The sequence below is a fragment of the Flavobacterium sufflavum genome (genome assembly GCF_004016525.1).
Classification (GTDB): Bacteria; Bacteroidota; Bacteroidia; order Flavobacteriales; family Flavobacteriaceae; genus Flavobacterium; species Flavobacterium sufflavum.
The window spans coordinates 170130-196380 of the sequence record NZ_SACJ01000008.1; the positions used below are offsets into that span (position 1 = coordinate 170130).

Here is a 26251-nt window from a genome sequence, read left to right on the forward strand (position 1 = left end):
AATAATGAAGGATATTAATGTTTTGGTATTATCATTGTATATTTATTGTGCTTGTGCATTTAGGGTAATTTGTACAACCTAAAAAAGTGCTAAATTTTCCACTTCTTTTTGTCATAAAACCACTTTTGCAACTTGGACAAAGTATTGTGTTCTCTAAAATTTCTAGATTATTAAATGTTTGTTTACAACTAGGATAATGTGAACAACCTAAAAATTGACTGTTTTTAATTGAGTTGTGTCTAATTATAAGATGCCCTGTTTGACAGTATGGACAATTTGTTTTACTTACTTTTTTATTGTTTTCAGTAAATAAAAAGTTGTTGTCTATTATTAATTCTTCAGCAAATAAAGAAACTTCAGTCGGAATAAGTAATACAGCTTTGTTTTTCGTTCTGGTTAGTGCCACATAAAACAATCTTCGTTCTTCTGCAAAACGATATTCTTCATCATCACTTAGTAATAAGGACAACATCGGGTCATCTGTCATTTTGTTCGGAAAACCAAGTAAGTGATTTTTTAGGTTTAACACAATTACATTGTCCGCTTCTAAACCCTTTGATTTGTGTACGGTTATGTATTTGACATCGATGTTATTAAAGCCTTTTATTTCTAATTTATCGTTACGCTCGTTATACTTTATTTTGCTGTTTGGTGTGAGTTTGATAAATTCATTTATATCGAAACTATGACGTCCTAAAACCAAAATAGACTTGTTGTCATTTTTGTCTATTAGGGTTTGAATTTCTTTTATGAAAACATCTTCGGCATTATCTGATGAATAATAAACAAACTTGATTGGGTTTTCCAAAGGTTCTTTTTTAGATTTTGGATTCTTTTGGATTTGTTTTTTATTCTTTTGAATATATTTAGAAGTTATATCAATAAGTGATTGTGAATTGCGATATGTTTGTTCAATAAATAACTGCTCATGTTTACCAACATATTTTTCAAAATTGCTAAACAACGAAATATCACTACCAGCAAAACGGTAAATTGATTGCCAATCATCTCCAACACAGATTAGTCTCGCACCTGATGATTCTCGAATCTCTTTGATTAAATTAAATCGTGAATAAGAGATGTCTTGATATTCGTCAATGATAATATGTTGATAAGTGTATTGAGGTTTGTTTTTTCTTATGAGATCAGTTGCCTCGTTTATCATATCATTGAAATCAATTTCACTTAACTCCTTAAGTGTATAGTTGTATTTTTTTAGAATTTGAATTGAAAATTTTAAGAAAACCTCTTGTCTTTCAAGCATAAATTCACTTCTTGCTTTGTTTTTGTCTAAAAACAAGTTTGTAATTGAATCATAGTTTAATTGTCTTGATTTGCTAAGATTGATAAATGTTTCAATAAGTTTTGTAATTTCTTTTCCAAAATTCTTGTCGTTGTCTGTAACTTTTGTGAAAATACTTTTGGTGTCTCTTGGTTTGAAAATTACATTTTCGTTTTTCAACAATTCTTTTAGTTTATCAAACAAAATATTGTTGCGATTGTAGTAGGAGTATGTTTCTAAAAGTTTGGTATTGTTAATTTTGTGAGTTTCTCTTTTTAACTCCATTTCCTCTACATATTTTTTTTCATTAAATGGCGTAAGCCATTTTGCACCATTATTTTCATCAACGCCAAAATGTTCTAAATAAATGTCATAATGTTTTAGATAAAAATCAGGTCGATACAATGTATTCCCAAAAGGATAAGGTTTCTCATATTCATACTCAATACCGTTTAAATACAAGAAATTTGCTATAGTAAGTTCTTCAACACTTTTTACTTTTTCACCTTGTATTGTGTCAAGTGATCTTTTTGCCACTTTATTTAATTCTTCAGGTTCGCATTTAGATTTTAAAGTGTGAAAATCAATACCTTTTTCAGTATCTAATTTCTTACCAAGCGAATCGAAGCTTTCGTGTTCTTCTGGGATATTCATATAACACGCAACATATATGATATATGCTTCCAATGCTTCTGCATCGTTAAAAATTTCTTTTTCCAGATACTCTTTGACTACTTTTCGTAAAGTGTTTTCGTTTGTTACAGATGGAAGAGTTGTGTGGTATTTTTTTATCGTATCATAACCAAGTTTATGGAAAGTATTTGCCCTTGTACTAAGTCCAATGTCTTTTAGACGTTCATTTAATTCATCGACCGTTTTTTTAGTAAATGATAAAAGTAAAATGTTTTCAGGTTTTACATTTTTCTGTTCTATTAGATATTTTACTTTTCCAAGAATTGTTAGTGTTTTGCCTGAACCTGCTCCGGCAATTATTAAGTTTGAATATTCGTCAGTTATTATTGCAGTTCTTTGTTGGTCATCTAATTTTTTACCTTCAATATCGTCAAAATATAGGTTTAGTTTTTCTTTTTGAGTTTGGATATAATTGTTGTTGTAGTTTACAATGTAGTTATCAAAGTCCTGAAAAATATCATTAAATTTTTTTACATTTTCTTCCTTGTTGTAAAAATTAGATTTGTTTTTAAAGTATTGCCCAACAGCAGAAAACTGTGTTTTTATTTGGTCGCGTTGAATCCAAGTAACGTAGTCATCAAATTTTTGGATTGTGTTGAAAAAGGAAGAAATATGTTGTAAGTTAGATAGATAAGTAGTGCTGTGATATTTTTTCTTTTCTATTAATTGTTTGTAAACAATTAGAAAACTAATAATTACAGAAGAAATGATAAATAGAGTTAATATCATATTTCATTTTATGTTTTAATGTTGATTACGATTTGTTATGTCCGTCCTTATCTGAACACCAAGGTCACAAACCTTGGCTATGTAACGGATTAAGGAAGCCTATATTTTCGATTAATGACTGGTTTTCCAACTATAAAACCATTTTTCAATCAAACCAATACCTAAATCTCTTGTAATGGCTATTAGTGGTAATATATTTATTCTATTTCTGGCAAATTTCTTTTAAAATATTCTGCTAATTGATTTTCATCATAATCATAATATGAGAGGTCATAAAATTCATATTCATCATCTATCATCTCATCGATGAGTTTTAAACCCAAATCAGGATTATCATAAGAAATATTTAAATTACCATTTTGATATTCTTTTTGAATTTTTTCACTCAATAATTCTTCAAAAATACCCCAAGCTCTAAATGAGACAAGAGTTGCTCGAGAATTTATTATATCTCTTAAAGGTTTCCATGTTGTAAAGCCTTCTACTCTTGGTGTTGAGAAGTTTTTTAAAAAAAAGATTCCAGCTTCGGTTATTTGTTCTAATGATTCTCCATGGCCTTCGGGAGCATATTCTTTTATTATAGTGACCAATTTTTCAGTCATTTTATTAGGGACAAAATTTTCATTATGGAAAAATCTTTCTAATGAATGGAAAGGTGCAAAGTTTAGCATCGTTATACTATATGGCGCCCGACTCAATTCCCAATTATCTTCCCAAAGGAAAGCAAATCCATGATTTTTTTGAGAATTCCCTTTTGCTGCCATTGATGATAATGCAGATTTCATCTGTTCAATATAAGGTTCAAAATTTGATTTTGAATAATTATACAAGCATAACTGATAACCACCTAAATGTTTCTCAGATAATCTTAAACTAATTTGATTATCTATTAGATTTTTTATGTCGAGTATTTTTAAAAAAATATCTCCTCCAACTTTTATTGGTTCTAAACATATGATATTTCTCTGGAGCCAAAACAGTTCATGCAGGACATAATGTTTAATGAGTGTTGTCCAAATTGGAGAAATAATAACATTGATTAAGTCGCCATCAGAAATAAATGGAATATAAGATTTAATTTCGCTAGCATATGCACTTACTTCTGTTCCTGATTGCCTTGATGGACTTGCTAGGTTTTTTAATTCTAAAATAATAATACTTTCCGTTTCTGGAGCATATAATAAAAAATCTGGTTTAAGAACATCTCCCTCTTTCAAAGAAATATTTTCATTTTCAGAAATAATTTTTGTTAAATAAAATGAATTCAAGCAATGGATAAAACTTTTATGGAGTTTAATTTCAATAATATCTGTGAAATTTTGTTCTTTGAATTCATCAATTCCAACAATAATATCAGCAAGTGATATACCCGATTTAAGTTTGTTACTCAGCCATTTTTGCATTGCATCTTCTGAAGAGAAAAGTTTTTCTGCCATCTTTTTATAATGTCGCTAACGCTCTGACGCTATACGAGATTTAGGATTTAATTAAAATTCATTTTTGTTCAACACTAAATAAGTATAAAATCCTCTTTAAATTCCAACAAATACCTTAATTTATTGTAACTGCTATTATTTCCTGGCTTTTATCTCTCAATATAATCCAAGTATGTAATTGAATCTCGAAATAAATAATTATCCGATCCTTTTTCAAATGGATAATGTTTTTCGAAAATATTGAATAGTTTTTGCTTTACATATTCTTTATCATATTGTCCATTTTCAAGCGAAAATATAGATTCTAATACTCTTTTTGCGTTTTCTTCATCTCCAATTTCAAAGGATATTTTATTTTGTAAATAATCTAATGACTGAGATCTCATGGGTCCATTTTTGCTAAAATTACTAAGTGAAAACTTATTTTTATTTTTAATTTGTTTTTTGTCATAATCTAATCTCTCTATGTATGATTTTCTTATGGAACCAGGAATTTTAGTTTTTTCTAAAAAGAGTTTACTTTGATCCAAATTATAATTCATTTTTTTGAATAAGAAATAAAATGGATATGAAGAAGTATTCCTTTGACAAGCAAATCTTAATAATTCTTCTGCTCTAAAATCCTGATTATTCAATAAAAATTCTTTGTATAAATCTTCCTCGTAAAGAACTGTTGATTTTTTTATAACCCTAGCTAATTCTGGAATGTTACCAATTATCCTTACCGCTGGTTGTCCATCTTCTTGAATAGAATAACGGTCAATAATTTTAATTTGTTTTAATAATTCTTCATCTAAAAGAAAAGTGTTATTATCGCTTATTATTTCACCATTTTGTGAATTCAATAAATGTGTATTTTCAATTCCAATTTTACCAATATTATCAAGTAATTTTAGCCATTTGTTTGATTCATCATCTTTGACCTCTTGAATTAGTTTAATTAGATCTCCCGCTTTAATTTTAGTAGATTTTGCACTATATCGAAAATAAATATCTGAAGAATTTGTTTTAGAAGTATCCTTTGTGCAGATAATAGGTCTTGTTTTACTTTTTACGGCATAAAGTATTCCAATAGTTAAACCTTTATAATCATATGTTCTTCTTTCAAATTGAATATGTGGAGTAAAAACTTCATTGATATAATTAGTAATATCTGCATCATCAATTTCTTCAAAATTACTTACTCCGATAATTTTATGAGGCTTGTTTTCTATTCCAAAAAATAACGCACCCCCGTTATTATTTGAGAAAGCTGATAAAGATTTACAATAAGTAGCCCTTGAAGATTCTGTATTCCAATCGAACACACTTTTAAATTCAATACAATATGATTCTCTTCTTTTAATAATATTATTTGCATCCGCAACTGCAAAGAAATCATTTAACCATTGGTCAGTCAGTATGTCTGTCATTTTTAATATTTTACAAATTGATTGCCATTAATAGTTTATAGAAGAGTAAATGAAATATGTTTTTATTTCTTCTAATTTATTTAACTTAAAACAAATATAAGTGTTTTTCTTACATATGTATCAAATTTTGTTATTTTGATAAAATTAAAGTTAAAAGACTATTCGTTAGATGAAATTGAATAGTAATTATTAAAAAGGAATTCTGAATTACAGTCTGTTAAGGTAGGAATGCATTGAAGATTATTTGACAACTTCATTATAATATCTGCAGTTTTGATGGTTCATTTTTTCAAATCGTTTTGGGCAATGTATATTAGGGTTCCACCAAAAGCAAAACAAAACAACATTGTTAAAATGCCAAAGCTTTCATTATTGTTGGTGTTAACTAAAGCAAATAGTCCAAAAAATATCATAAATAAGCCAAATAAAAACATTAAAATAATTGCAAACTTTGTGGTTGTTTTTTTTAACATACATACAGATGATTGAAGAAAATCATCAAAAGTCATTCTTGAGAAATATTCGGCTCTTTTATTAGCTTCTTTTTTTACATGTTCGTACGTTTCACTTTTAGTGTACTTTTCATTTTTAAATTCCGCACTTTGTCTATTATAAAATTTTCTTCTGCGTTCTTCAAAAATGTCTTTAGTAATTTTGTCTTTCAAAATTTCGTATGCTTCAAAGACATCCCTAAATTTTTTACTTGCATCGATAGATTTGTTTTTGTCAGGATGATATTCTTTTGCAAGTTCTCTAAATGCTTTTTTGATTTCTTCTAACGTTGCATTTTCTGAAATATTTAAAACTTTATAATAATCAATGAATTCCATTTATTTCATCATTTTCTTTTTTTTCTAAAGCAGTTTGTTTGTCTTCAATTCTTTTAGTTGCACTATAAAATAAATACGCTGGAATTAATAGAAAAACTAATATTATGATTACATACATTAATGAATTTTCGGGTTCTTCATTACAAAGGTCAATTCCACTTTTGATAAAGGCGTATGTTAGTATTAACGCAATAATTATTTTTAATGTTTTCATAATTAGTTTGCTAGAGTTTTAATTAATTTAGGACCTGCAGTGTATGGATTGTTATTTATAATAGTTTCAATTCTTGATAGAAACTCTCTGTTCTTTAAATAGGATTTATATTTTTGGGTAAATTGACTTCTACAAGCATAAATATCACTTTCAATCGTTGAATAATTTAAATTTATTTTGTTGTTTATTTTTTGTACGTCTGAGTTGTATTTACTCAATAATTTTTTATTTGTGTTGTAAGATTTATATATTTCAGCGAGTTTAACAACATCAATACTGTTTTTGGAAAGTGAAGTTTTTGTACAATTACAAATTAGTTTAGCTCCTGAAATTGCTTTCGTTTCAATTTCTGATTGAGCGATAGATTTTAAAGGAATAAGAGATAAGAAGCAAAGATTTAAGACAAGTAATTTTTTCATGTGTGATTTATTTAGATGATTTTCAAATTTTGTTTAAGATAAAAATGTCAACGAATACACTTTTTTACCATTTTCTGGATTGACCATTGTAGATAAAAATATGGTTTCTTTATTTCTTGTATAGGATTCAACTTCTAAGCCATTTTTCATAGTTTTTCCTGAATTTTTATAAGTTGATTTTTTCAAGTCGGTTATTAATTTATTGTAGGTTTCAAGATTATATGTCAAAAAGACAAGAACTTTATCATTAAATTGGATAATATCATCAGTTGATTTAGATTTCCACTGATTTGCAAATTGAGTTTCTAGTAAACTATAATTATTCTTTTTTAAGAATTCTTCTGTGTCATTTTTGGATTTTGATTTAATCAAATCCAAATCTTTGAACAATATTTCGATTTTATTTTGACTTGTGGATTTCTTATTATGTTGACAAGCATAGATAGAAATTGTAAAAAAAGCGAGTAATAATATTTTTTTCATTTTAAAATTAATTTGAAGGGTTATGTTTTTGAAATGTTTTTTAGATTTTTTTTAATGTATTTTGTAAGTAGTTTTTGAAATGTCAAAGTATATTCCTTTTACATTTTTGTCATTGTTTGCAATCTCTACAAATTCAAGATTTTTATCTACAACGATAGGTTCTTTAACAGGATTAAAACCTAACAATGAGATGATTTCATATTCAGCAGAAACACTCGTTACAACAATAGCTGTTTCCTTACTAAGTCCATTTCCGGAACTTAAAATAGCATCAAAAATTAATGAGATTTGATGTATACCTTTAATAAATTCCTCTTCATTTTTTTGCGTTTTATAAATTGCAAGTTTACCATCAATTATTCCTGTCTCGAATGGATTTCTTTCAAGGACTTTTTTTCTAAAATCCAAAGCTTTTAATAGAGCTTCATTGGTATTTAGTTGCTCATATTTTGAAATACTATCCAGTAATCCATTAAACTTAAAATTTTTGAAATTTTCTTGAAAAGTGTATCCATAGTACAAATGTCTTTTTTGATTCAATGTGAGTGTTGTATCACCTTTTTGGAATCTTCCCAACAAATTAGGATAATAGAATTCAGATTTACTGTTTTTGATATTTTCACCTATTAATTTATAATCAACTGGGGTTTGGCTATAAATTGTGAATGAAAGTAATAGTAATAAGAATAGTATTTTCTGTTTCATTAGTATTTAGTGTTTGTTTTTTCATACAAATTTATAGTATTTTTCGACTTATAAGTCGATGCGATAAATAATTTTTCATTTTGTCATTTGTTTTCTTTGTTTGATGCAGAAGCGTCTAGAAGAAATAGAACTTGAATTGGTTGATAGGATATATAAAGTGTTCCTAGTAAAATTCAATGGAAATAAATCTGAGTTCGCTAGAATTGCAGGGTGTTCAGAAACTACCGTTAGAAGAGTGTTTAGAAATCAACAACGTATGACTGTTAATTTATTCTTGAGATTCTGTTTTGCCTTAGGCATAGATATAAATGAAATCTTTAAAGGAGTATCTGTTTTTAAAGAAAAATGAGCCTAACATTTTGAAAGTAATTTAGACTCATTTTGTACTATTTCATTTTTTTAGTTAATTTCTTCATTTCCTCACTCACTTTTCGTTGGACAATCTTTCCGTAATGTTCCTGTGTAGTGCTCATTTTTGAATGTCCCAATAGTTCAGAAACAATTTCCATAGGGACATCATTATAAAGTAGGACGGTAGTAGCAAATGTTTTCCTGGCTACATGATGAGTTAGTTTTTTTTCGACACCAATGATTTCAGCTATCTCCTTAATATAAGAATTGAATTTTTGATTGCTAATTACAGGAAGTATATTTTTATTATTTTGGTACTTTTCCAATATTGAAATTGCTTTAGGAAGCAAAGGTATAGAAAGTTGTTTTTTTGTTTTCTTTCTATACATATCGATCCAAAGTTTATCATCAAATTTTTTGATAATGTTCTTTTTGGTTAAAGTAGACATTTCCTGATATGGTAAACCAGTGTAACAGCAGAATACAAATAAGTCTCTTACTTGGTTTAATCTGGGCTGTGATAAATTGTGATTTTCCAATTCAATTAATTCTTCTGTAGTTAAAAAGGTTACATTATTAATTACTTTTTTGGGTTTGTACAGTAGGAATGGGTCAGTAACAATAAAACCTTCTGCAATAGCTAATTTGATAATTTTTCTAACCCTCTGTATACTTTTGTTAATGGTAATTTGTTTAAAGCTTTTTTGAGTTTTAAGATAATAATCAAAATCATCTAAGAATTTTAGAGTTATATTTTCAAGTAAAATATTTTTCTTCTTGTATTGATAGAACAAAAAATCCTCAGTATGTTGTTTGGCTTCAATAAATTTGGAATAAGTGGATTTGGTGTATTCAATACCAACAAGAGAGTTCATTTTTGTATTATGTAATGTAAATACTTCAATCAAGGTTTTTGATGTTTTAATATCTTCTCCTTTATATTTTAGGTATATATCATCTACATCAAATCGCTCTTTTTGGACTTGTAGAAATAAAAAAGCCTGATTAATTTCTTGTTTAATCAGGCTTAGTTGAGTGTTTATTTGATTATTATCATCATTGGGTGGTTTTGCTAATTGTAAGCTACTGTCCCAGTTCATAGGATTGATAAATATTCCAGTAGCAAAAGGTTTTCTTTTGCTTAAATATGTGATTCTGCAAATTAAAGGAACTAATCCTTTTTTGTTTTTCCTTGTAGCAGAAATTAGGAATAATATTTTAATTGATTGTGTTGTCATTGGATAGTTAATTGGTTGTGAATGATGATTTTAAATATGCAACCCAAAGAAATTAGGTATGCAACCCAAATGTTAGCCTTTTTGCAACCCAACTTTAAAAATGGTTGCAATCTTTTTGTTAGCCTTGTTTTGAGAATTTTGAAGTTTTAGAAAAATAGGGGGGAGTATTGTAAATGCTAGATTTTAGCTATAAAAAAAGCCTCATATTTCTATGAAGCTTTTCTAGTAGCGGGAACAGGACTCGAACCTGTGACCTTCGGGTTATGAGCCCGACGAGCTGCCTACTGCTCTATCCCGCGATGTTTCGGGTGCAAAGATACATATAAATTCGAGATATCCAATGCCGAATTTTAAAAAATGTTTTATTTCATCTATTCACTTGATATAACTACCTTTGCAGCATTAAAATTAAAGTAAATGTCACATAAAGCAGGTTTTGTAAATATTATAGGGAATCCAAACGTTGGGAAATCAACTTTGATGAACGCTTTCGTTGGTGAAAGATTGTCTATTATTACGTCTAAAGCGCAAACCACACGTCATAGAATTTTGGGAATTGTAAATGGAGAGGATTTTCAGATGGTTTTGTCAGATACGCCTGGAATCATTAAACCTGCTTATGAAATGCAGGAGTCGATGATGAATTTTGTGAAATCGGCTTTTGAAGATGCCGATGTTTTGATTTATATGGTCGAGATAGGGGAGCAGGATTTAAAAGATGAAGATTTTTTCAAGAAAATCATTCATGCTAAAATTCCGGTTTTATTATTGTTGAACAAAATAGACAATTCAAATCAGGAACAATTAGAACAGCAAGTGGCTTTCTGGGCTGAAAAAGTGCCTAATGCTGAAATTTTTCCAATTTCGGCTTTGCAGAATTTTAATGTGCCTGAGGTTTTTGGTCGAATTTTGGAATTATTGCCAGAATCACCAGCTTATTATCCAAAAGATCAGTTGACCGATAAACCGGAACGTTTTTTTGTAAACGAAACCATTCGTGAGAAAATATTATTGAATTACAGTAAGGAGATTCCGTATGCGGTAGAAATTGTAACGGAAGAATTTATAGAAACGGATAATATCATTCGTATTCGTTCACTGATTATGGTGGAACGCGATACCCAAAAAGGAATCATCATTGGTCACAAAGGGGCTGCTTTGAAAAAAGTAGGAATGGATTCCCGTGTGGATTTAGAAAAATTCTTTGGAAAACAAATTCACATCGAATTGTATGTGAAGGTGAATAAAAACTGGAGAAGCAATGCCAATATGTTGAAGCGTTTTGGGTATAACCAGTAATCAGTGGTCAGCTTTTTAGTGATCAGTTTGGGTAGTTTTAATTACTGAATACTTAATGCTGAATACTGTAAACTAAAAGTGTACCTTTGCAAAAAATTAAAATACTGCATTTTGGATTTATAATAGAATTAAGATTTTGGGAATCTGAAATCTAAAGTCTAAAATCCGGAATCAAAAAAAGAAAGAAATGAATAACATTGTTGCGATAGTAGGAAGACCTAATGTGGGGAAATCAACCCTTTTTAATAGGCTGATACAAAGAAGAGAAGCTATTGTAGATTCAGTTTCGGGAGTTACCCGTGACAGAAACTACGGAAAAAGCGAGTGGAACGGAAAAGAGTTTTCTGTAATTGATACCGGTGGATACGTTCGCGGTTCTGATGACGTATTTGAAGGCGAAATCCGTAAACAAGTGGAACTTGCTATCGATGAGGCTGATGTTATTATTTTTGTGGTTGATGTAGAAGAAGGAATTACGCCAATGGATGAAACGGTGGCTAAATTGTTGCGTAAAGTGACTAAGCCAGTTTTGTTAGCCGTAAATAAGGTTGATAACGCCATGCGTGAGAAAGACGCCGTGGAATTTTATAATCTTGGATTAGGGGATTATTTTACTTTTGCCAGTATTTCAGGAAGTGGAACAGGAGATTTATTGGATGCTTTGATTGAGGCTTTTCCTGATAAACCGGAACCGGTTCATGAAGAAGTGGTATTGCCGCGTTTTGCAGTTGTGGGACGTCCTAATGCTGGGAAATCAAGTTTTATAAATGCTTTGATTGGTAAAGATAGATTTATGGTTACTGATATTGCAGGAACTACCCGTGATGCTATTGATACGAAGTTTGACCGTTTTGGTTTTGAATTTAACTTGGTGGATACTGCCGGAATTCGTCGTAAAGCGAAGGTGAAGGAAGATTTAGAGTTTTATTCGGTAATGCGTTCGGTTCGTGCTATTGAGCATGCTGATATTTGTATCTTGGTTATTGATGCTACTCGTGGATTTGAAGGTCAGGATCAAAGTATTTTTTGGTTGGCTGAAAAAAACCGCAAGGGATTAGTGATTTTGGTAAATAAATGGGATTTGGTTGAAAAAGATACCATGTCAACACGCGATTACGAAGACAAAATTAAGAAGGAATTAATGCCATTTACTGATGTGCCTATTCTTTTTGTATCGGCTTTGACTAAACAACGTTTATTGAAAGCATTGGAAGCTTCGGTAAAAGTGTTTGAAAACCGTCAACAACGTATCCCGACTTCAAAATTCAACGAATTCATGTTGAAAGTTATTGAAGCTTATCCGCCGCCAGCAACTAAAGGAAAGTATGTGAAAATTAAATATTGCATGCAATTGCCATCATCAACACCACAATTTGTGTTTTTTGCTAATTTGCCACAGTATGTAAAAGAACCGTACAAACGTTACCTTGAAAATAAAATCAGAGAAAACTGGGATTTCTCAGGAGTTCCAATCGATATTTATATTAGAGAGAAATAATAGAAAAGTCCCGAAATTTTCGGGACTTTTTTTTGGAATAAAATGATTAAGAATTTAATTGTCTTCTTCGTCTAGAGTTTTCATCGGATGATCTTCGTACCAATCTTTAAATGTTTTATTGGTTTTATAATTATCAGTCAGTACGATATAAGTCATGTAAGGAATCAAAATTAGTCCTACACTGTGTAAGCACATTATAATTCTCAAATCAAGGTTGGTTTGATTGAGTCCGGCAAATACAAATACATAAGCCGTGGTAAACCATACAAGTTTAATTGCAAAATTTTTCATAGCCCTATTTTCTCTTAAAGTTACGATTTTTAAATCTAAAATAGGGTTAAATATCTTGTAATCAACTGTTTGGTGTTGTTGTTTAGGATTGTGGAATCTTGAAATCAAATTTATAGCAAATATTGCATTACTCAGATATGTATTAAGCATATCTAAAAGGATAAGGTACAAATTTACATCAATAGATCTTTTTAATACTTTGAAAAATTCACATAAAAACAATAAAGAGGATGTTTGAAAATTACTTTTCGGACGGTCTTTTTTGTTTTCTGATGTAAGTATCAAAGCTGTAATCGTAGAGGTGCTTTTCGTCTTTGGGCTGAAAATCACTGTTGATTAATTCCCAGTCTTCCAGTTTTATTTCAGGAAAAAAAGCATCGGCCTCAAAATTATCATGAACTACGGTAAGTTCAATTTTATCTGAAAAAGGCATGGCTAACTGGTAAATCTCACCTCCACCAATGATGAAAGATTCTTCTTCTTTTGGGCATTTTTCAATTGCTTTTTCGATGCTGTCTACAACGATACAACCTTCAGCCTGATAATCAGCCTGACGCGTAATTATAATATGTGTACGATTAGGTAACGGTTTAGGGAAGCTTTCAAAAGTTTTTCTTCCCATGATAATATGGTGTCCGGTAGTCAGGCTTTTAAATCTTTTGAAATCATTAGGTAAATGCCAGATTAACTGGTTGTCTTTTCCTAGTGCTTTGTTCTGCGCTGCAGCAGCAATCATTGTAATCATTAGTCTTTATTGTTAGTCGGAGGTTCTTCGTTTATATGATTCTTTAGTTCTTCTATCTTTTTTTCCTGTAATGCAACCAATCGGTCAATTTGTTCTCTTTCCCAATTTTTATTCATGAAGCGATCGGTTATAAAAACTTTGATAAAGTGTAAAATGAATAAAAATAGCCAAGCTGTAATTAGCCAAATATGCCAACTTGCATCTTCATTAAAGTGAAAAACTTTAGTGGAAACAAATAGAAATAAACTGGCTAAAAACAATACAACAAAATGAAAATAGACTCTTTTTTTTTGTTTTATACGTTTTCTGGCATATTCGTATAATTCATGTTGTTCAGTTTTCATGGGGTGATTTTTTTTTGACTATAAAGATAAAATTTAATTTGGAAATGCTTATTGGTGCAGAGAATATTTAGAATTAAGTCTTTGGTTTTTTGTTTTTGAAAATATAAATGTTTTAAAATTAGTAATTTTCTTAATTTTTAACATTTTATTAAGTATTATGCTAAATCTTACTTCGGGAGGTTTAAACTTCAATTAAATTGATTTACTTTGTTTCATAAATCTAAAAATGAAATAGTTATGCCAATTAAAAAACAATTTGTAAAGTCAAAACCAGTTTGTAAAGTTACATTTTCTATTGAGGCTAAAGAAGCAGCTCAAGTTTCAGTTATTGGTGATTTCAATAATTGGAATCCTGAAGAAGGTGCTTTAAGTAAATTAAAAAACGGTACTTTTAAAGGAGCTTTTGATTTAAATAAAGATGCCTCTTATGAGTTTAAATATTTAGTTGACGGACAATATATCAACGAAACTGAAGCAGATTCTTTTAAATGGAATGAATTTGCAGGTGCTGAAAACGGCGTTTTAGAGGTTTAATCTAAAACGCTTTTTTTTTTAAATTCCAATAAAAAAAAATCCCAAATTCCAATTGTTAGACCTGGAATTTGGAATTTATTTATAATTTGGAATTTCTAAAATTTTAAACCGCTACGCTTCCTTTTATGGTCTCGTGTGGTTCGTAGCCTACGAGAGTAAAATCATTATAGTCGAAATCAAAGATGTTTTTTATCGCAGGATTTAAAATCATTTTTGGTAATGGTTTTGGTTCGCGCGATAATTGCAATTTGATTTGCTCAAAGTGATTGTTGTAAATGTGGGCGTCACCAAAAGTATGGATGAATTCTCCGGGTGCTAAGTCGCATACCTGTGCAATCATCATGGTCAATAGTGCGTAAGAAGCAATGTTAAAAGGAACACCTAAAAAGATGTCGGCACTTCTTTGATAGAGTTGGCAGGACAGTTTTCCGTCGGCTACATAAAATTGAAAGAAGGCATGACATGGAGGCAAGGCAGCTTTGTTATTGGCTACGTTTTCTTCGAATGACTTTGTAGTGTCCGGTAAAACCGAAGGATTCCATGCCGAAACAAGCATTCTGCGGCTGTTAGGATTGGTTTTTAATTCTTGGATTAGGTCGGAAATCTGGTCGATTTCTTCGCTATTCCAGTTGCGCCATTGGTGTCCGTAAACCGGACCTAAATCGCCATTTTTATCTGCCCAGGCATCCCATATTTTTACCCCGTGTTCTTTAAGGTAACCAATGTTAGTTTCTCCTTTAAGAAACCATAGCAATTCATAAATTATGGATTTAAGATGTAGTTTTTTGGTGGTAACCATTGGAAAACCTTCGCTTAAATCAAATCGCATTTGGTATCCAAATACGCTTTTAGTTCCAGTTCCAGTTCGGTCGCCTTTTTGGCAGCCGTTTTCCATAACGTGTTTTACTAAATCTAGGTATTGCTTCATTGCTAATGGTGATTTGTGGATTTGCTAATTTGATTATCTGTGATTAATCAATAATCTGATTAACAATTAAATTAGGATTCTCTTTTTGAAATTTCGTCTCTTATTTTAGCTGCTTTTTCATAGTCTTCTTGCTCAACTGCCTGAATTAATAAATCATTTAATTCCTGAAGGCTGTATTTTATATACGCACGACCACTTTCGGCTTCGGCTGTAAAAGATTCCGGATTTGAAATTATATCATCTACCGGTTGATTTTCTTTGTCGGCATCCGAAGGATTTGTTTTTAGGTAAATACCGGCTTTGTCCAGAATATTTTTGTAGGTAAAAATAGGAGCGTTAAAGCGCAAGGCTAATGCTATGGCGTCAGAAGTTCTGGCGTCAATTATTTCTTCTATTTTGTCTCTTTCGCAAATAATACTGGAGTAAAATACACCATCAACCAGTTTGTGAATAATAACTTGTTTAACAACGATGTCAAATCGTTCAGCGAAATTTTTAAACAAATCATGAGTTAATGGGCGGGGAGGTTTTATCTCTTTTTCTAAAGCAATAGCAATCGATTGGGCTTCGAAAGCTCCTATGACTATAGGTAGTTTTCTTTCGCCGTCTACTTCATTCAAAATCAAAGCGTAGGCTCCATTTTGTGTTTGGCTATATGAAATTCCTTTTATGGATAATTTTACTAAGCTCATAATTGTTGAAATGAAAAATGTAGTTTTTTAATTTTAGTTTTTTAGGCTGCAATATTAATTAAAAATTCTGCCAATAAGCAAAGATACGATTATCTTATTTTATTTAGGCAGAATTATTTTATTGGGTAACGAAAAGTATTATGCGTTTTGTGCTTTAAATGCTTTAAGTTTTTCGATTAATCTTGGGACAACATCAAAAGCATCGCCTACAATTCCGTAATCGGCTACTTTAAAGAAAGGAGCTTCCGGATCAGTATTGATAACCACTTTTACTTTAGAAGCATTAATTCCGGCAATGTGCTGAATGGCACCAGAAATTCCTATGGCAATGTATAGATTGGTTGCTACTGGTTTTCCTGTTTGTCCTACGTGTTCTCCATGAGGTCTCCAGCCTAAGTCAGAAACCGGTTTAGAACAAGCTGTTGCGGCTCCTAAAACGGCAGCTAGATCTTCGATTAAATTCCAGTTTTCAGGACCTTTTAATCCGCGTCCTCCTGAAACTACTATATCAGCATCGGCAATAGATACTTTTTCTGATGTTTTTTCTACTGATTCTACTTTTATTCCAAAATCATTGTCTCCAATGCTTGGATTGAAAGCTTCTTCAGTTAAAGTTGATGTATTTTCGAAAATACCATAAGAATTTTTGGCAAGGCCAATTACTTTTACATCGGTATTGATTTCGGTTATATTGAATGCTTTGTTGGAAAAAGCATTTCTTTTTACTTGAAAAGGAGTTGTGCTTACTGGCAATCCTACTACGTTTGATGCGAAACCAGCTTCCAGGTTTACCGCTACCAGTGAAGAAAGGTAGATGCTGTCTGTGCTGGAAGACAAGATAACCAGTTTTGTGTTTTCTTGTTGTGCCGCTTGTTTGATAACGTCAGCATAAGCTTTGGCATTAAATCCGGCTAACTTGTCGTTGTTTACTTTTAGTACTTTGTCGACTCCGTATTTTGCTAATTCAGAAACGTTTTCAGTGTTTATAGTTAAGGCAGTTACTGTAGTTCCTAGAGATTTAGCTACTTTTTTAGCATAAGAAGCGATTTCGAATGCTACTTTTTTAAATTTTCCTTCGGCTGACTCGGCATATATTAATATTGACATATGATTTTTAGATTTCAGATTTTAGATTTCAGATTTCAGAATCCGGATACTAAAAACTTGATTTATATTATATTTTAAATTAACGATTTAGATAAGATTTCATACTGCAGTTTGCAATCTAAAATCTGCAATCTAAAGTCTTAAATTACTTTCGCTTCGTTATGTAATAGATTAATTAATTCGTCTAAATTATCTGGAGAAATCATTTTTATTGCTGATTTTGGAGCAGGTTTTTCAAATTTTACTGCTTTTGTGTTTATTGCAACGGCAATTGGTTCAACAACGTTTAATGATTTTGTTCTGGCAGTCATGATTCCTCTCATGTTTGGAATGCGTAAATCTTTTTCTTCGACAATTCCTTTTTGACCACCAATAATTAAAGGTAACGAAGTAGAAATAGTTTCTTTTCCTCCGTCAATTTCGCGAACGGCTTTTATGTTTGTTCCATCAACGGTAATGTCAATACAAGAATTTAAGAAATTATATCCTAAAATACCGGCAATCATTCCTGGAACCATTCCTCCATTATAATCTAAAGATTCTTTTCCTGCAATAACTAAATCATAAGCTCCTGATTTTATTACTTCGGCTAATTGTTTAGCAACAAAAAAACCGTCAGTAGGAGTGGCGTTGATACGAATTGCGTCGTTAGCTCCAATAGCCAAGGCTTTTCTTAATGTAGGTTCGGTTTCAGGACCGCCCACATTTACTACAGTTACAGTAGCCCCTTGTTGTTCCTGGAACCAGATGGCGCGTGTTAAACCAAATTCGTCATTAGGATTGATTACATATTGTACGCCGTTAGTATCAAATTCGGTATCAGCGTTAGTAAAGTTGATTTTTGAGGTAGTATCAGGAACATGACTGATGCAAACTAGTATTTTCATGTTTGGATATTTTATAAATTTCGTAGATTGAGTTACAAAATTAGAACAATATTTCGAATAATTTGGTATGAATAATTACTTACCAATATTACAATATGGATTTTGTTGTTTTATTATGGATGAAATTGCCCGATAAAAGCGAGATATTCACATACCCATAATAAGATGTTAGAATTTATGGCGGATTATTTAAGTTAATTTGTGCTTTAAATGGTTTAAAATATTTATTTTTGCTCTTCAGAAAATTCAACATACAATATAAATATGAGAACAATACAATTTAGAGAGGCCATTTGTGAAGCGATGAGCGAAGAAATGCGTCACGATGAATCCATATATTTAATGGGCGAAGAAGTTGCAGAATACAATGGAGCATACAAAGCTTCAAAAGGAATGCTGGCTGAATTTGGCGAAAAAAGAGTAATCGATACTCCAATTGCTGAGCTTGGTTTTACAGGAATTGCAGTAGGATCTGCTATGAACGGATGTCGTCCTATTGTAGAGTATATGACTTTCAACTTCTGTTTAGTTGGTATTGATCAAATTATAAATAACGCTGCTAAGATGCGTCAAATGACAGGAGGACAATTTAATGTGCCTATCGTTTTTCGTGGACCAACTGCTTCTGCAGGGCAATTAGGAGCAACACACTCTCAAGCTTTAGAAAACTGGTTTGCTAACACTCCAGGTTTAAAAGTTATCGTTCCTTCAACTCCTTACGATGCAAAAGGACTTTTGAAATCGGCTATTCGCGATAATGATCCTGTAATTTTTATGGAATCAGAGCAAATGTATGGTGACAAAGGAGAAGTACCGGAAGGTGAATATACTATTCCAATTGGAGTTGCTGATATTAAAAGAGAAGGAACTGATGTAACAATTGTTTCTTTTGGAAAAATCATCAAAGAAGCTTTTATTGCTGCTGACGAATTAGCTAAGGAAGGAATTTCTTGTGAAGTTATCGATTTGAGAACTGTTCGTCCAATGGATAATGAAGCGATTTTAAAATCAGTTAAAAAAACAAACCGTTTAGTAATTCTTGAGGAAGCTTGGCCATTTGCAAGTATTTCTTCTGAGATTACTTATATTGTTCAAGAGCAAGCATTTGATTTCCTTGATGCACCAATTCAAAGAATTACAACTGCTGATGCTCCGGCACCTTACTCTCCAGTATTATTGAAAGATTGGTTGCCAAATGCAGCTGATGTTGTGAAAGCAGTAAAGAAAGTAATGTATAAATAATACATAGCAAATACTATTAAGGCTTCATCTTACGTTAGTTTGATGGAGCTTTTTTTTTAAACCTACTATATGAATAAGAAATACCTGTTTTTAACTCTGTTTTTTATATTGTCTGTCTTTACAACACTCTTTGCTCAAACAAAGGTGAGTGGTATGGTGGTAGATAAATCAAATCAACCGATTCCTTTTGCTAATATTGTTTTAAAAGGGTCGAATACAGGTGTTATGTCTAATGAAGACGGGCGTTTTTATATAGAATCTCCTAATACTTACAATACCTTAATTGTTACTTCAGTAGGTTTTTCGGATAGGGAAGTTACATTAGATAAAGCGGTTAACTATAATTTTAAGGTACAGCTTAAAGAAGTCGAAGTATTAAAAGAGGTGGTTATTTATACCGGAAAAACATCTAAAAAGAACAATCCTGCTCTTGATATTCTTAGAAAAATTTGGGAAAGAAAGCGAAAAAACGGTCTGTATCAGTTTGATCAATACCAAATGGAGAAGTACGAAAAAGTAGAATTTGATATGAATACTATTGATAGTGCTTTTATGAAAAAGAAACTCTTTAAAGGAATGGAGTTTGTTTTTAAACATATTGATACTTCAAGGGTTACCGGGAAAACATACTTGCCTATTTTTATTAATGAATCTCTATCGGATGTTTATGGGAATAATAAATTGAAGAAAGTAAAAGAGAAGCTGAAAGCCAATAAAAATTCAGGATTTAGTGATAATCAGCAAATTTTATCTTTTGTAAAAGACCTGTATTCTGATTACGATATTTACAATAATCACCTTACTTTTTTTGACAAAAGTTTTACCAGTCCATTGTCAAAAACAGGGATTGATGTTTATAATTACATTCTTAGGGATAGTGCTTTTATTGATAAAAAATGGTGTTATAACATTTTGTTTTATCCAAGACGTAAAAACGAATTGACTTTTAAAGGTGATTTTTGGGTGAACGATACCACTTTTGCCATCAAAAAAATTAATATGGCTGTGACTAGAAGTGCCAATATTAACTGGGTAAAAGACATTTATATCGAACAGGAATTTGAAGTACAAAACGATTCTGTTTTCCTGCTTACCCGTGATTATATGATGTCGGATTTTGCTTTGAATAAAAAAGACGAATCCAAAGGGGTTTATGGAAAACGTACCACTTTGTATCAAAATCATAAATTCAATATCGAAAAACCAGCTGCTTTTTATAAAGATGAAGTCAATTATATAGACAATGAAGTTTATAATAAATCAGATAAATATTGGGAAGATAATCGTTTCGAAAACTTAAATAAAGACGAAAAAGGTGTTTATAAAATGCTCGATACCTTGCAAACAGTCAAGAAATTTAGGCAATTGTATAACTTAGTTTCTATTCTGGGAAGTGGTTATGTTCAGTTTGGTCATTTTGATTATGGACCTATATTTTCCACTTTTGGATACAATCAGGTGGAAGGAATTCGAATTAGAACAGGAGGAAGAACTTATTTTGGGCCTAATGATCCCTGGCGTTTACAAGGCTATACTGCTTATGGATTTGATGACAATAAGTTTAAATATGGTTTGTCAGGAAAATGGATGGTCGATAAGAAAAATCGAATCATTATTTCTGGAGGAAACAGAAGGGATGTAGAGCAGATAGGTGCCAGCTTAACCACAACAAACGATGTTTTAGGCAGGAGTTTTGCTTCGTCTTCTTTGCTCTCAACTAGTAGTAATGGAAAGCTGACAAATATTAATTTGTCTAATCTGGCTGTCGAAATGGAACCGGTAAAAAATTTGACATTTCAGCTGGGAGTTTCCTATAGAACATTAGAATCGGCATCAGACGTCTTTAGTTTGGATTATTATACTGATGCAACGCACACAACTACCAGAAGCGAAGTAAAACAATCAGAAGTTAATTTTCAGGTAGAGTTAACTCCTAATCGAAAAATGATTGGTTACGGAGTGGAAAGAAACACTGTTGATAGTCCTTTTAGCCGTTTTTATGTTAATTATAGTCATGGTTTTAAAGGTTTGTTGGACAGTGATTTTGATTATGATAAGTTGCAATTGTACTATAAACAACCTATTATTATCGGGCCTTTAGGGCGTTCCAATGTTGTTTTAGAAGTAGGAAAAACTTTTGGTACCATACCGTTAGGTTTGATGAGTGTGATTCCCGGGAATCAATCGTATTCTTCTATCGAAAATACCTTTAGCAATCTTAATTTTTACGAATTTGTTGCTGATCAATATGCTACGCTGCAATGGGAACACAATTTTGGAGGACGTTTGTTTTCAAGAATTCCTTTTATGAGAAAGTTAAATTGGAGGGAAATTGTGGGAGCCAAAGCTGTTTATGGAACTGTTTCGGATGCGAGTAGAGCTATTAATGCTTCGGGATTGATTTACACTGCCCCGGAAGATGTGTATTGGGAATATAGTGCCGGAATTGGGAATATTTTTAAGGTATTCCGAATCGATTTTACCTGGAGAGGAAATTATTTAAATACTCCAGATGCACAGAAGTTTTCAGTGAAAGGTTCATTTGGTTTTTATTTCTAAAAATCACGAAATCTAAACCAAATGTTTTGTTATAAATAAGGATTTAAATTACTTTTGTGCCCAAATAAATTCAACTTAAGACAATAAATAAAATGACTGCAGACAAAATAAACACTTTCGATGTTTTAATCGAAATTCCAAGAGGAAGTAGAAATAAGTATGAGTATGATTTCGAAATCAAAAGAATGCGTTTTGATAGAATGTTATTCTCTTCAATGATGTATCCGGCTGATTATGGGTTTATTCCTGAAACATTAGCTTTAGACGGAGATCCATTGGATGTATTGGTTTTGGTAAATGAGCCTACTTTTCCTGGATGTGTTATGGAAGTAAAACCAATTGGTGTTTTCCACATGGCAGATGATAAAGGACCGGATGAGAAAATTGTTTGTGTGCCTGTTTCTGATCCAATCTGGAATAAATTAAATGATTTGTCAGATATTAACCCACACCTATTAAAAGAAATTGAGCACTTTTTCCAAGTGTATAAAGATCTTGAAAACAAACAAGTGGATGTTGAAGGTTGGGGAGATTTGAGCGAAGCAAAAGCGATTATCAAAGAATGTACTGAGCGTTTTGATGCAATCGAAAACAAACCGGAAGGATTATTTAGCATTAAATAATTTTTTTCCTCATAATTATAAAAAAAGCAATACTCCGTTAAGAGTATTGCTTTTTTGTTTAAATTCGTTTGTATACTATTGATTGATAACCTTAACCAAAACGAATTTATGGACGCAATTATGATTTGGGTGCCTGTCTTTATGGCATTGTTAGGACTTTTTTTTATGCTTGTAAAAAGAGCCTGGGTTTTAAAACAAGATGCAGGTGATGGTAAAATGGCTGCAATTTCGGATCACATTTATGAAGGAGCTTTAGCCTTCCTGAAAGCTGAATACCGATTGTTAGCCGTTTTTGTTTTTTTTGCCAGTATTGTTTTGGCAGGAGTAACTTTTTTACCCGGAGTTAAAACACATTTGTTAATTGTAGTCGCATTTATTATTGGGGCTTGTTTCTCAGCCCTGGCGGGTAATATGGGGATGAGAATTGCCACTAAAACTAATGTCAGAACCACACAGGCGGCTCGTACTAGTTTACCACAGGCTTTAAAAGTTTCTTTTGGAGGCGGAACGGTAATGGGATTAGGTGTAGCTGGTTTGGCAGTTTTAGGTTTGACTTCCTTTTTTATTTTCTTTTATCATTTTTTTATGGGTGGTACGTGGACTTCTACTGAGGATATGACCGTTGTTTTGGAAACATTGGCTGGTTTTTCTTTAGGAGCTGAATCTATTGCATTATTTGCTCGTGTAGGTGGAGGTATTTATACTAAAGCAGCCGATGTAGGTGCGGATTTAGTGGGTAAGGTTGAAGCAGGAATTCCCGAAGATGATCCTCGTAATCCCGCTACAATTGCTGATAATGTTGGTGATAATGTTGGTGACGTTGCAGGAATGGGAGCCGATTTGTTTGGTTCGTATGTAGCCACTGTTCTGGCGGCTATGGTTTTAGGGAATTATGTTATCAAAGATATGGGTGGAAGTATTCAGGATGCCTTTGGTGGTGTTGGGCCTATATTGTTGCCCATGTCCATTGCAGGTTTTGGAATTTTGTTTTCCATCATTGGTACAATGTTAGTTAAAATTACCGATGATAATGCTAAAGAAGCCCAAGTACAAAAAGCACTGAATAAAGGGAATTGGGTTGCCATAGTTTTGACGGCTATTAGCTGTTTCTTTTTAGTACAATATATGTTGCCGGAAACTATGAAGATGGAATTCTTTGGAGAAGGAAGTCAGGATATTTCATCGATGAGAGTTTTTTACGCAACCATCATCGGATTGATAGTAGGAGGAGTGATTTCGTCAGTTACTGAATATTACACTGGTTTAGGGACAAAACCTGTTATGGCTATTGTTCAAAAATCGAGTACGGGGGCCGGAACTAATGTGATTGCGGGCTTGGCAACAGGAATGATTTCGACATTCCCAACGGTTTTGTTGTTTGCAACGGCAATTTGGACTTCTTATGCTTTGGCAGGTTTTTACGGAGTAGCATTGGCTGCTTCGGCTATGATGGCTACCACGGCAATGCAATTAGCCATTGATGCTTTTGGACCAATATCAGATAATGCTGGAGGAATTGCCGAAATGAGCGAATTACCTAAAGAAGTACGTACCCGTACTGATATTTTGGATTCTGTTGGAAACACGACTGCAGCAACTGGTAAAGGATTTGCCATTGCTTCGGCAGCACTTACTTCATTGGCTTTATTTGCGGCTTATGTCACTTTTACGGGAATTGACGGAATTAATATTTTCAAAGCACCGGTTTTAGCCATGTTGTTTGTAGGGGGAATGATTCCCGTAGTTTTTTCGGCATTAGCTATGAATTCAGTTGGGAAAGCAGCTATGGATATGGTGTATGAAGTGCGTCGTCAGTTCAAGGAGATTCCCGGAATTATGGAGGGAACGGCCAAACCCGAATATGCTAAATGTGTTGATATTTCGACTAAAGCCGCTTTGCGCGAAATGATGTTGCCGGGAGTTTTAACCATTGGTTTTCCTATTTCAATTGTTTTGCTGGGTAAATTAGTTTATGGAGACAATAATCAATTGATTGCCGAAATGCTTGGAGGTTATATGGCGGGAGTTACTGTTTCGGGAGTGCTGTGGGCTGTTTTTCAAAATAATGCCGGAGGTGCCTGGGACAATGCCAAGAAATCTTTTGAAGCAGGAGTAATGATTAATGGGGAAATGACCTATAAAGGTTCTGATGCCCATAAAGCCGCTGTAACGGGAGATACTGTAGGAGATCCATTCAAAGATACTTCCGGGCCTTCGATGAATATTTTGATAAAACTGACTTGTTTGATAGGGTTGGTAATAGCTCCAATTTTAGGAAACGGGGATATTGGTTCTGAAAAAGGACATCAGATGATGGAAATGAAATGCAGTCATCATGGTTCGCAAATGATGGGACATTGTGATATGAGCAAATGTGCTACTATGACCAAAGAAGAGTGTGCAAAAATGTGTGATAGTTTAAAGTGTACTCCTGAACAAAAAGAGGCTTGCTTGTCGCATTATGACAGTAATGGGAAATTCGTCCCTCCATCTCATTCTGCAAAAAAGAGCTGTTGTGCTCATAAAAAGTAAAAATTATATATAAATAAAAAATGCCTTGCGATTGCGAGGCATTTTTTATTTATATGAGGAAGTTTTAAAGAATAAATGTTTAAAACAATCCGTTTAGTTCGGCATTAATTCGTTCTATGATATTTCCTAAATCTTCCGGATTGTCAACAAAATTGATTCTGTCTACATCTATGATCAGTAATTTACCTTTATTGTAAGTATGAATCCAAGCTTCGTAGCGTTCGTTCAAACGACTTAGATAATCAATAGAAATAGAGTTTTCGTATTCACGTCCGCGTTTATGGATTTGTCCCACTAAATTTGGAATAGAACTTCTTAAATAGATTAGTAAATCGGGAGCCTTAACCGTAGATTCCATCAATTCAAAAAGCGTAGCATAATTCTGGAAGTCGCGATTCGTCATCAATCCCATTGCATGAAGGTTAGGGGCAAAAATATAAGCGTCTTCGTAAATGGTTCTATCCTGAATTACTTTTTTTCCGCTTTCGCGAATTTGAATCACCTGACGAAAACGACTGTTCAGGAAATAAATTTGCAGGTTAAAAGACCAACGTTCCATTTGATGGTAAAAATCATCTAAATAAGGGTTGTCTACTACATCTTCATAATGCGGCTCCCATTTAAAGTGTTTGGATAGTAAAGCGGTTAATGTTGTTTTTCCTGAGCCTATATTTCCTGCTACTGCTATGTGCATTATGTTGTTACAGTTTTATGATTTGTATTTTACTAAAGATGTAAAAATAGAAAAAAAATAGTCTTTATTATAAGTGATTTGAATGAATTTAAATTTTGTTTGAGTTGCTGTTTTTTATGATTTCCAATATTGAATTATACCAATGATTTTTATAAAATAGTTCAATTTGTCAGTTCGAGCACAGTCGAGAACCCATAATGCATCTCGACTGCGCTCGATGTGACAAAGATAAAATTGGACTATATTGAATTCGTTTTTGGTATTAAATAAGGAAGCCATCTCAATGTGTTTTGAGCCGGCTTCTTTCAGTTAGAAAATTGAATTTTATAGAGAATATTTTAAAGTAATTGCGGATGTTCTTTGGTCACCTAATTCAGCAGTGTAGTGTCCGGAATTTCCACCAGAGCATACTTGTCTATCGAATATTATATTGATATTTGTAAAACAACTTTTTCAAATTTTTCAGAAAGAATGGTTGACTCTC

At 32.1% G+C, this 26251-nt stretch carries 25 protein-coding genes and 1 tRNA gene; 8 read left to right on the forward strand and 18 right to left on the reverse strand.

Going from position 1 to position 26251, the window contains the following annotated elements; genetic code table 11:
• Window positions 1-31: 31 nt before the first annotated feature.
• From EOD40_RS13145 to EOD40_RS13180, 8 genes are all read right to left on the reverse strand, one after another.
• Window positions 32-2704 carry a UvrD-helicase domain-containing protein gene (locus tag EOD40_RS13145; protein WP_128196254.1) on the reverse strand — a complete coding sequence of 891 codons (2673 nt, stop codon included), beginning with the start codon at window positions 2702-2704 and terminating at the stop codon, window positions 32-34.
• 197 nt (window positions 2705-2901) lie between these two features.
• A complete protein-coding gene (locus EOD40_RS13150; protein ID WP_128196257.1) occupies window positions 2902-4140 on the reverse strand; it encodes a hypothetical protein in 1239 nt (412 codons plus the stop codon).
• Window positions 4141-4289: 149 nt separating this feature from the next.
• A complete protein-coding gene (locus EOD40_RS13155; RefSeq protein ID WP_128196259.1) occupies window positions 4290-5552 on the reverse strand; it encodes an AlbA family DNA-binding domain-containing protein in 1263 nt (420 codons plus the stop codon).
• A 281-nt stretch (window positions 5553-5833) separates the two neighbouring features.
• The gene (locus EOD40_RS13160; protein ID WP_128196261.1) at window positions 5834-6382 is read right to left on the reverse strand and encodes a DnaJ domain-containing protein; all 549 of its coding nucleotides are present in this window, start codon (window positions 6380-6382) and stop codon (window positions 5834-5836) included.
• Entirely contained in the window at window positions 6369-6596 is a 228-nt protein-coding gene (locus tag EOD40_RS13165) for a hypothetical protein (protein WP_128196264.1), read from the reverse strand. Before EOD40_RS13165 ends, EOD40_RS13160 begins: the two co-directional genes overlap by 14 nt.
• 2 nt (window positions 6597-6598) lie before the next feature.
• Window positions 6599-7015, reverse strand: coding sequence for a hypothetical protein (locus EOD40_RS13170; RefSeq protein WP_128196267.1), 417 nt, complete (start codon window positions 7013-7015; stop codon window positions 6599-6601).
• Window positions 7016-7048: 33 nt separating this feature from the next.
• On the reverse strand, window positions 7049-7498 hold the full coding sequence (locus EOD40_RS13175) for a hypothetical protein (RefSeq protein ID WP_128196270.1): 450 nt from the start codon (window positions 7496-7498) through the stop codon (window positions 7049-7051).
• Window positions 7499-7549: 51 nt separating this feature from the next.
• A complete protein-coding gene (locus EOD40_RS13180; RefSeq protein WP_128196272.1) occupies window positions 7550-8203 on the reverse strand; it encodes a DUF4919 domain-containing protein in 654 nt (217 codons plus the stop codon).
• A gap of 103 nt (window positions 8204-8306) precedes the next feature.
• On the opposite strand from EOD40_RS13180, the gene EOD40_RS13185 reads away from it, so the two are divergent.
• Window positions 8307-8552 (forward strand): helix-turn-helix domain-containing protein, encoded by a 246-nt coding sequence (locus tag EOD40_RS13185; protein WP_128196274.1) that lies wholly within the window; start codon window positions 8307-8309, stop codon window positions 8550-8552.
• Window positions 8553-8589: 37 nt separating this feature from the next.
• Here EOD40_RS13185 and EOD40_RS13190 read toward each other — a convergent pair whose 3' ends face one another.
• Both EOD40_RS13190 and EOD40_RS13195 read right to left on the reverse strand, forming a co-directional pair.
• Complete coding sequence (locus EOD40_RS13190) at window positions 8590-9792, reverse strand: site-specific integrase (protein WP_128196275.1); 1203 nt, start codon at window positions 9790-9792, stop codon at window positions 8590-8592.
• A gap of 226 nt (window positions 9793-10018) precedes the next feature.
• Window positions 10019-10091 (reverse strand) — tRNA-Met (locus EOD40_RS13195).
• 118 nt (window positions 10092-10209) lie between these two features.
• Here EOD40_RS13195 and era point away from each other — a divergent pair.
• Together era and der are read left to right on the forward strand one after the other, a co-directional pair.
• Entirely contained in the window at window positions 10210-11091 is an 882-nt protein-coding gene (gene era / locus EOD40_RS13200; protein ID WP_128196277.1) for a GTPase Era, read from the forward strand.
• 187 nt (window positions 11092-11278) lie between these two features.
• Entirely contained in the window at window positions 11279-12589 is a 1311-nt protein-coding gene (gene der, locus EOD40_RS13205; RefSeq protein WP_128196279.1) for a ribosome biogenesis GTPase Der, read from the forward strand.
• A gap of 54 nt (window positions 12590-12643) precedes the next feature.
• On the opposite strand, the gene EOD40_RS13210 is transcribed toward der, so the two are convergent.
• The 3 genes from EOD40_RS13210 to EOD40_RS13220 all read right to left on the reverse strand — a co-directional run bounded on the left by EOD40_RS13210 (window position 12644) and on the right by EOD40_RS13220 (window position 13969).
• Window positions 12644-12880 (reverse strand): hypothetical protein, encoded by a 237-nt coding sequence (locus EOD40_RS13210; RefSeq protein WP_128196281.1) that lies wholly within the window; start codon window positions 12878-12880, stop codon window positions 12644-12646.
• A gap of 241 nt (window positions 12881-13121) precedes the next feature.
• On the reverse strand, window positions 13122-13625 hold the full coding sequence (locus EOD40_RS13215; protein WP_128196283.1) for a dihydrofolate reductase: 504 nt from the start codon (window positions 13623-13625) through the stop codon (window positions 13122-13124).
• On the reverse strand, window positions 13625-13969 hold the full coding sequence (locus EOD40_RS13220) for a 2TM domain-containing protein (protein ID WP_128196285.1): 345 nt from the start codon (window positions 13967-13969) through the stop codon (window positions 13625-13627). The genes EOD40_RS13215 and EOD40_RS13220 overlap by 1 nt, the downstream gene beginning before the upstream one ends.
• A gap of 237 nt (window positions 13970-14206) precedes the next feature.
• Here EOD40_RS13220 and EOD40_RS13225 point away from each other — a divergent pair, with 237 nt between their 5' ends.
• Window positions 14207-14503: an isoamylase early set domain-containing protein gene (locus tag EOD40_RS13225; RefSeq protein WP_128196287.1), complete on the forward strand. Its 297-nt coding sequence runs from the start codon at window positions 14207-14209 to the stop codon at window positions 14501-14503.
• 103 nt (window positions 14504-14606) lie between these two features.
• Here the strand turns inward: EOD40_RS13225 and EOD40_RS13230 are convergent, their stop codons facing one another.
• The 4 genes from EOD40_RS13230 to EOD40_RS13245 form a co-directional block, all read right to left on the reverse strand.
• Window positions 14607-15431 (reverse strand): thymidylate synthase, encoded by an 825-nt coding sequence (locus EOD40_RS13230; RefSeq protein WP_128196289.1) that lies wholly within the window; start codon window positions 15429-15431, stop codon window positions 14607-14609.
• 71 nt (window positions 15432-15502) lie between these two features.
• Complete coding sequence (locus tag EOD40_RS13235; protein ID WP_128196291.1) at window positions 15503-16123, reverse strand: bifunctional nuclease family protein; 621 nt, start codon at window positions 16121-16123, stop codon at window positions 15503-15505.
• A gap of 138 nt (window positions 16124-16261) precedes the next feature.
• Complete coding sequence (locus tag EOD40_RS13240; protein WP_128196293.1) at window positions 16262-17230, reverse strand: electron transfer flavoprotein subunit alpha/FixB family protein; 969 nt, start codon at window positions 17228-17230, stop codon at window positions 16262-16264.
• A 140-nt stretch (window positions 17231-17370) separates the two neighbouring features.
• Window positions 17371-18117, reverse strand: coding sequence for an electron transfer flavoprotein subunit beta/FixA family protein (locus EOD40_RS13245; protein WP_128196295.1), 747 nt, complete (start codon window positions 18115-18117; stop codon window positions 17371-17373).
• Window positions 18118-18381: 264 nt separating this feature from the next.
• Between EOD40_RS13245 and EOD40_RS13250 the strand changes: the two genes are divergently transcribed.
• From EOD40_RS13250 to EOD40_RS13265, 4 genes are all read left to right on the forward strand, one after another.
• Window positions 18382-19359, forward strand: a complete 978-nt coding sequence (locus tag EOD40_RS13250) for a pyruvate dehydrogenase complex E1 component subunit beta (protein WP_128196297.1) — start codon at window positions 18382-18384, stop codon at window positions 19357-19359.
• Window positions 19360-19428: 69 nt separating this feature from the next.
• A complete protein-coding gene (locus EOD40_RS13255; RefSeq protein ID WP_128196299.1) occupies window positions 19429-21918 on the forward strand; it encodes a DUF5686 and carboxypeptidase-like regulatory domain-containing protein in 2490 nt (829 codons plus the stop codon).
• 92 nt (window positions 21919-22010) lie between these two features.
• Window positions 22011-22541, forward strand: a complete 531-nt coding sequence (locus EOD40_RS13260; RefSeq protein ID WP_128196301.1) for an inorganic diphosphatase — start codon at window positions 22011-22013, stop codon at window positions 22539-22541.
• Window positions 22542-22649: 108 nt separating this feature from the next.
• Window positions 22650-25073, forward strand: coding sequence for a sodium-translocating pyrophosphatase (locus EOD40_RS13265; protein WP_128196303.1), 2424 nt, complete (start codon window positions 22650-22652; stop codon window positions 25071-25073).
• 79 nt (window positions 25074-25152) lie between these two features.
• Here EOD40_RS13265 and EOD40_RS13270 read toward each other — a convergent pair whose 3' ends face one another.
• Window positions 25153-25767 carry a deoxynucleoside kinase gene (locus EOD40_RS13270; protein ID WP_128196305.1) on the reverse strand — a complete coding sequence of 205 codons (615 nt, stop codon included), beginning with the start codon at window positions 25765-25767 and terminating at the stop codon, window positions 25153-25155.
• Window positions 25768-26251 lie beyond the last annotated feature (484 nt).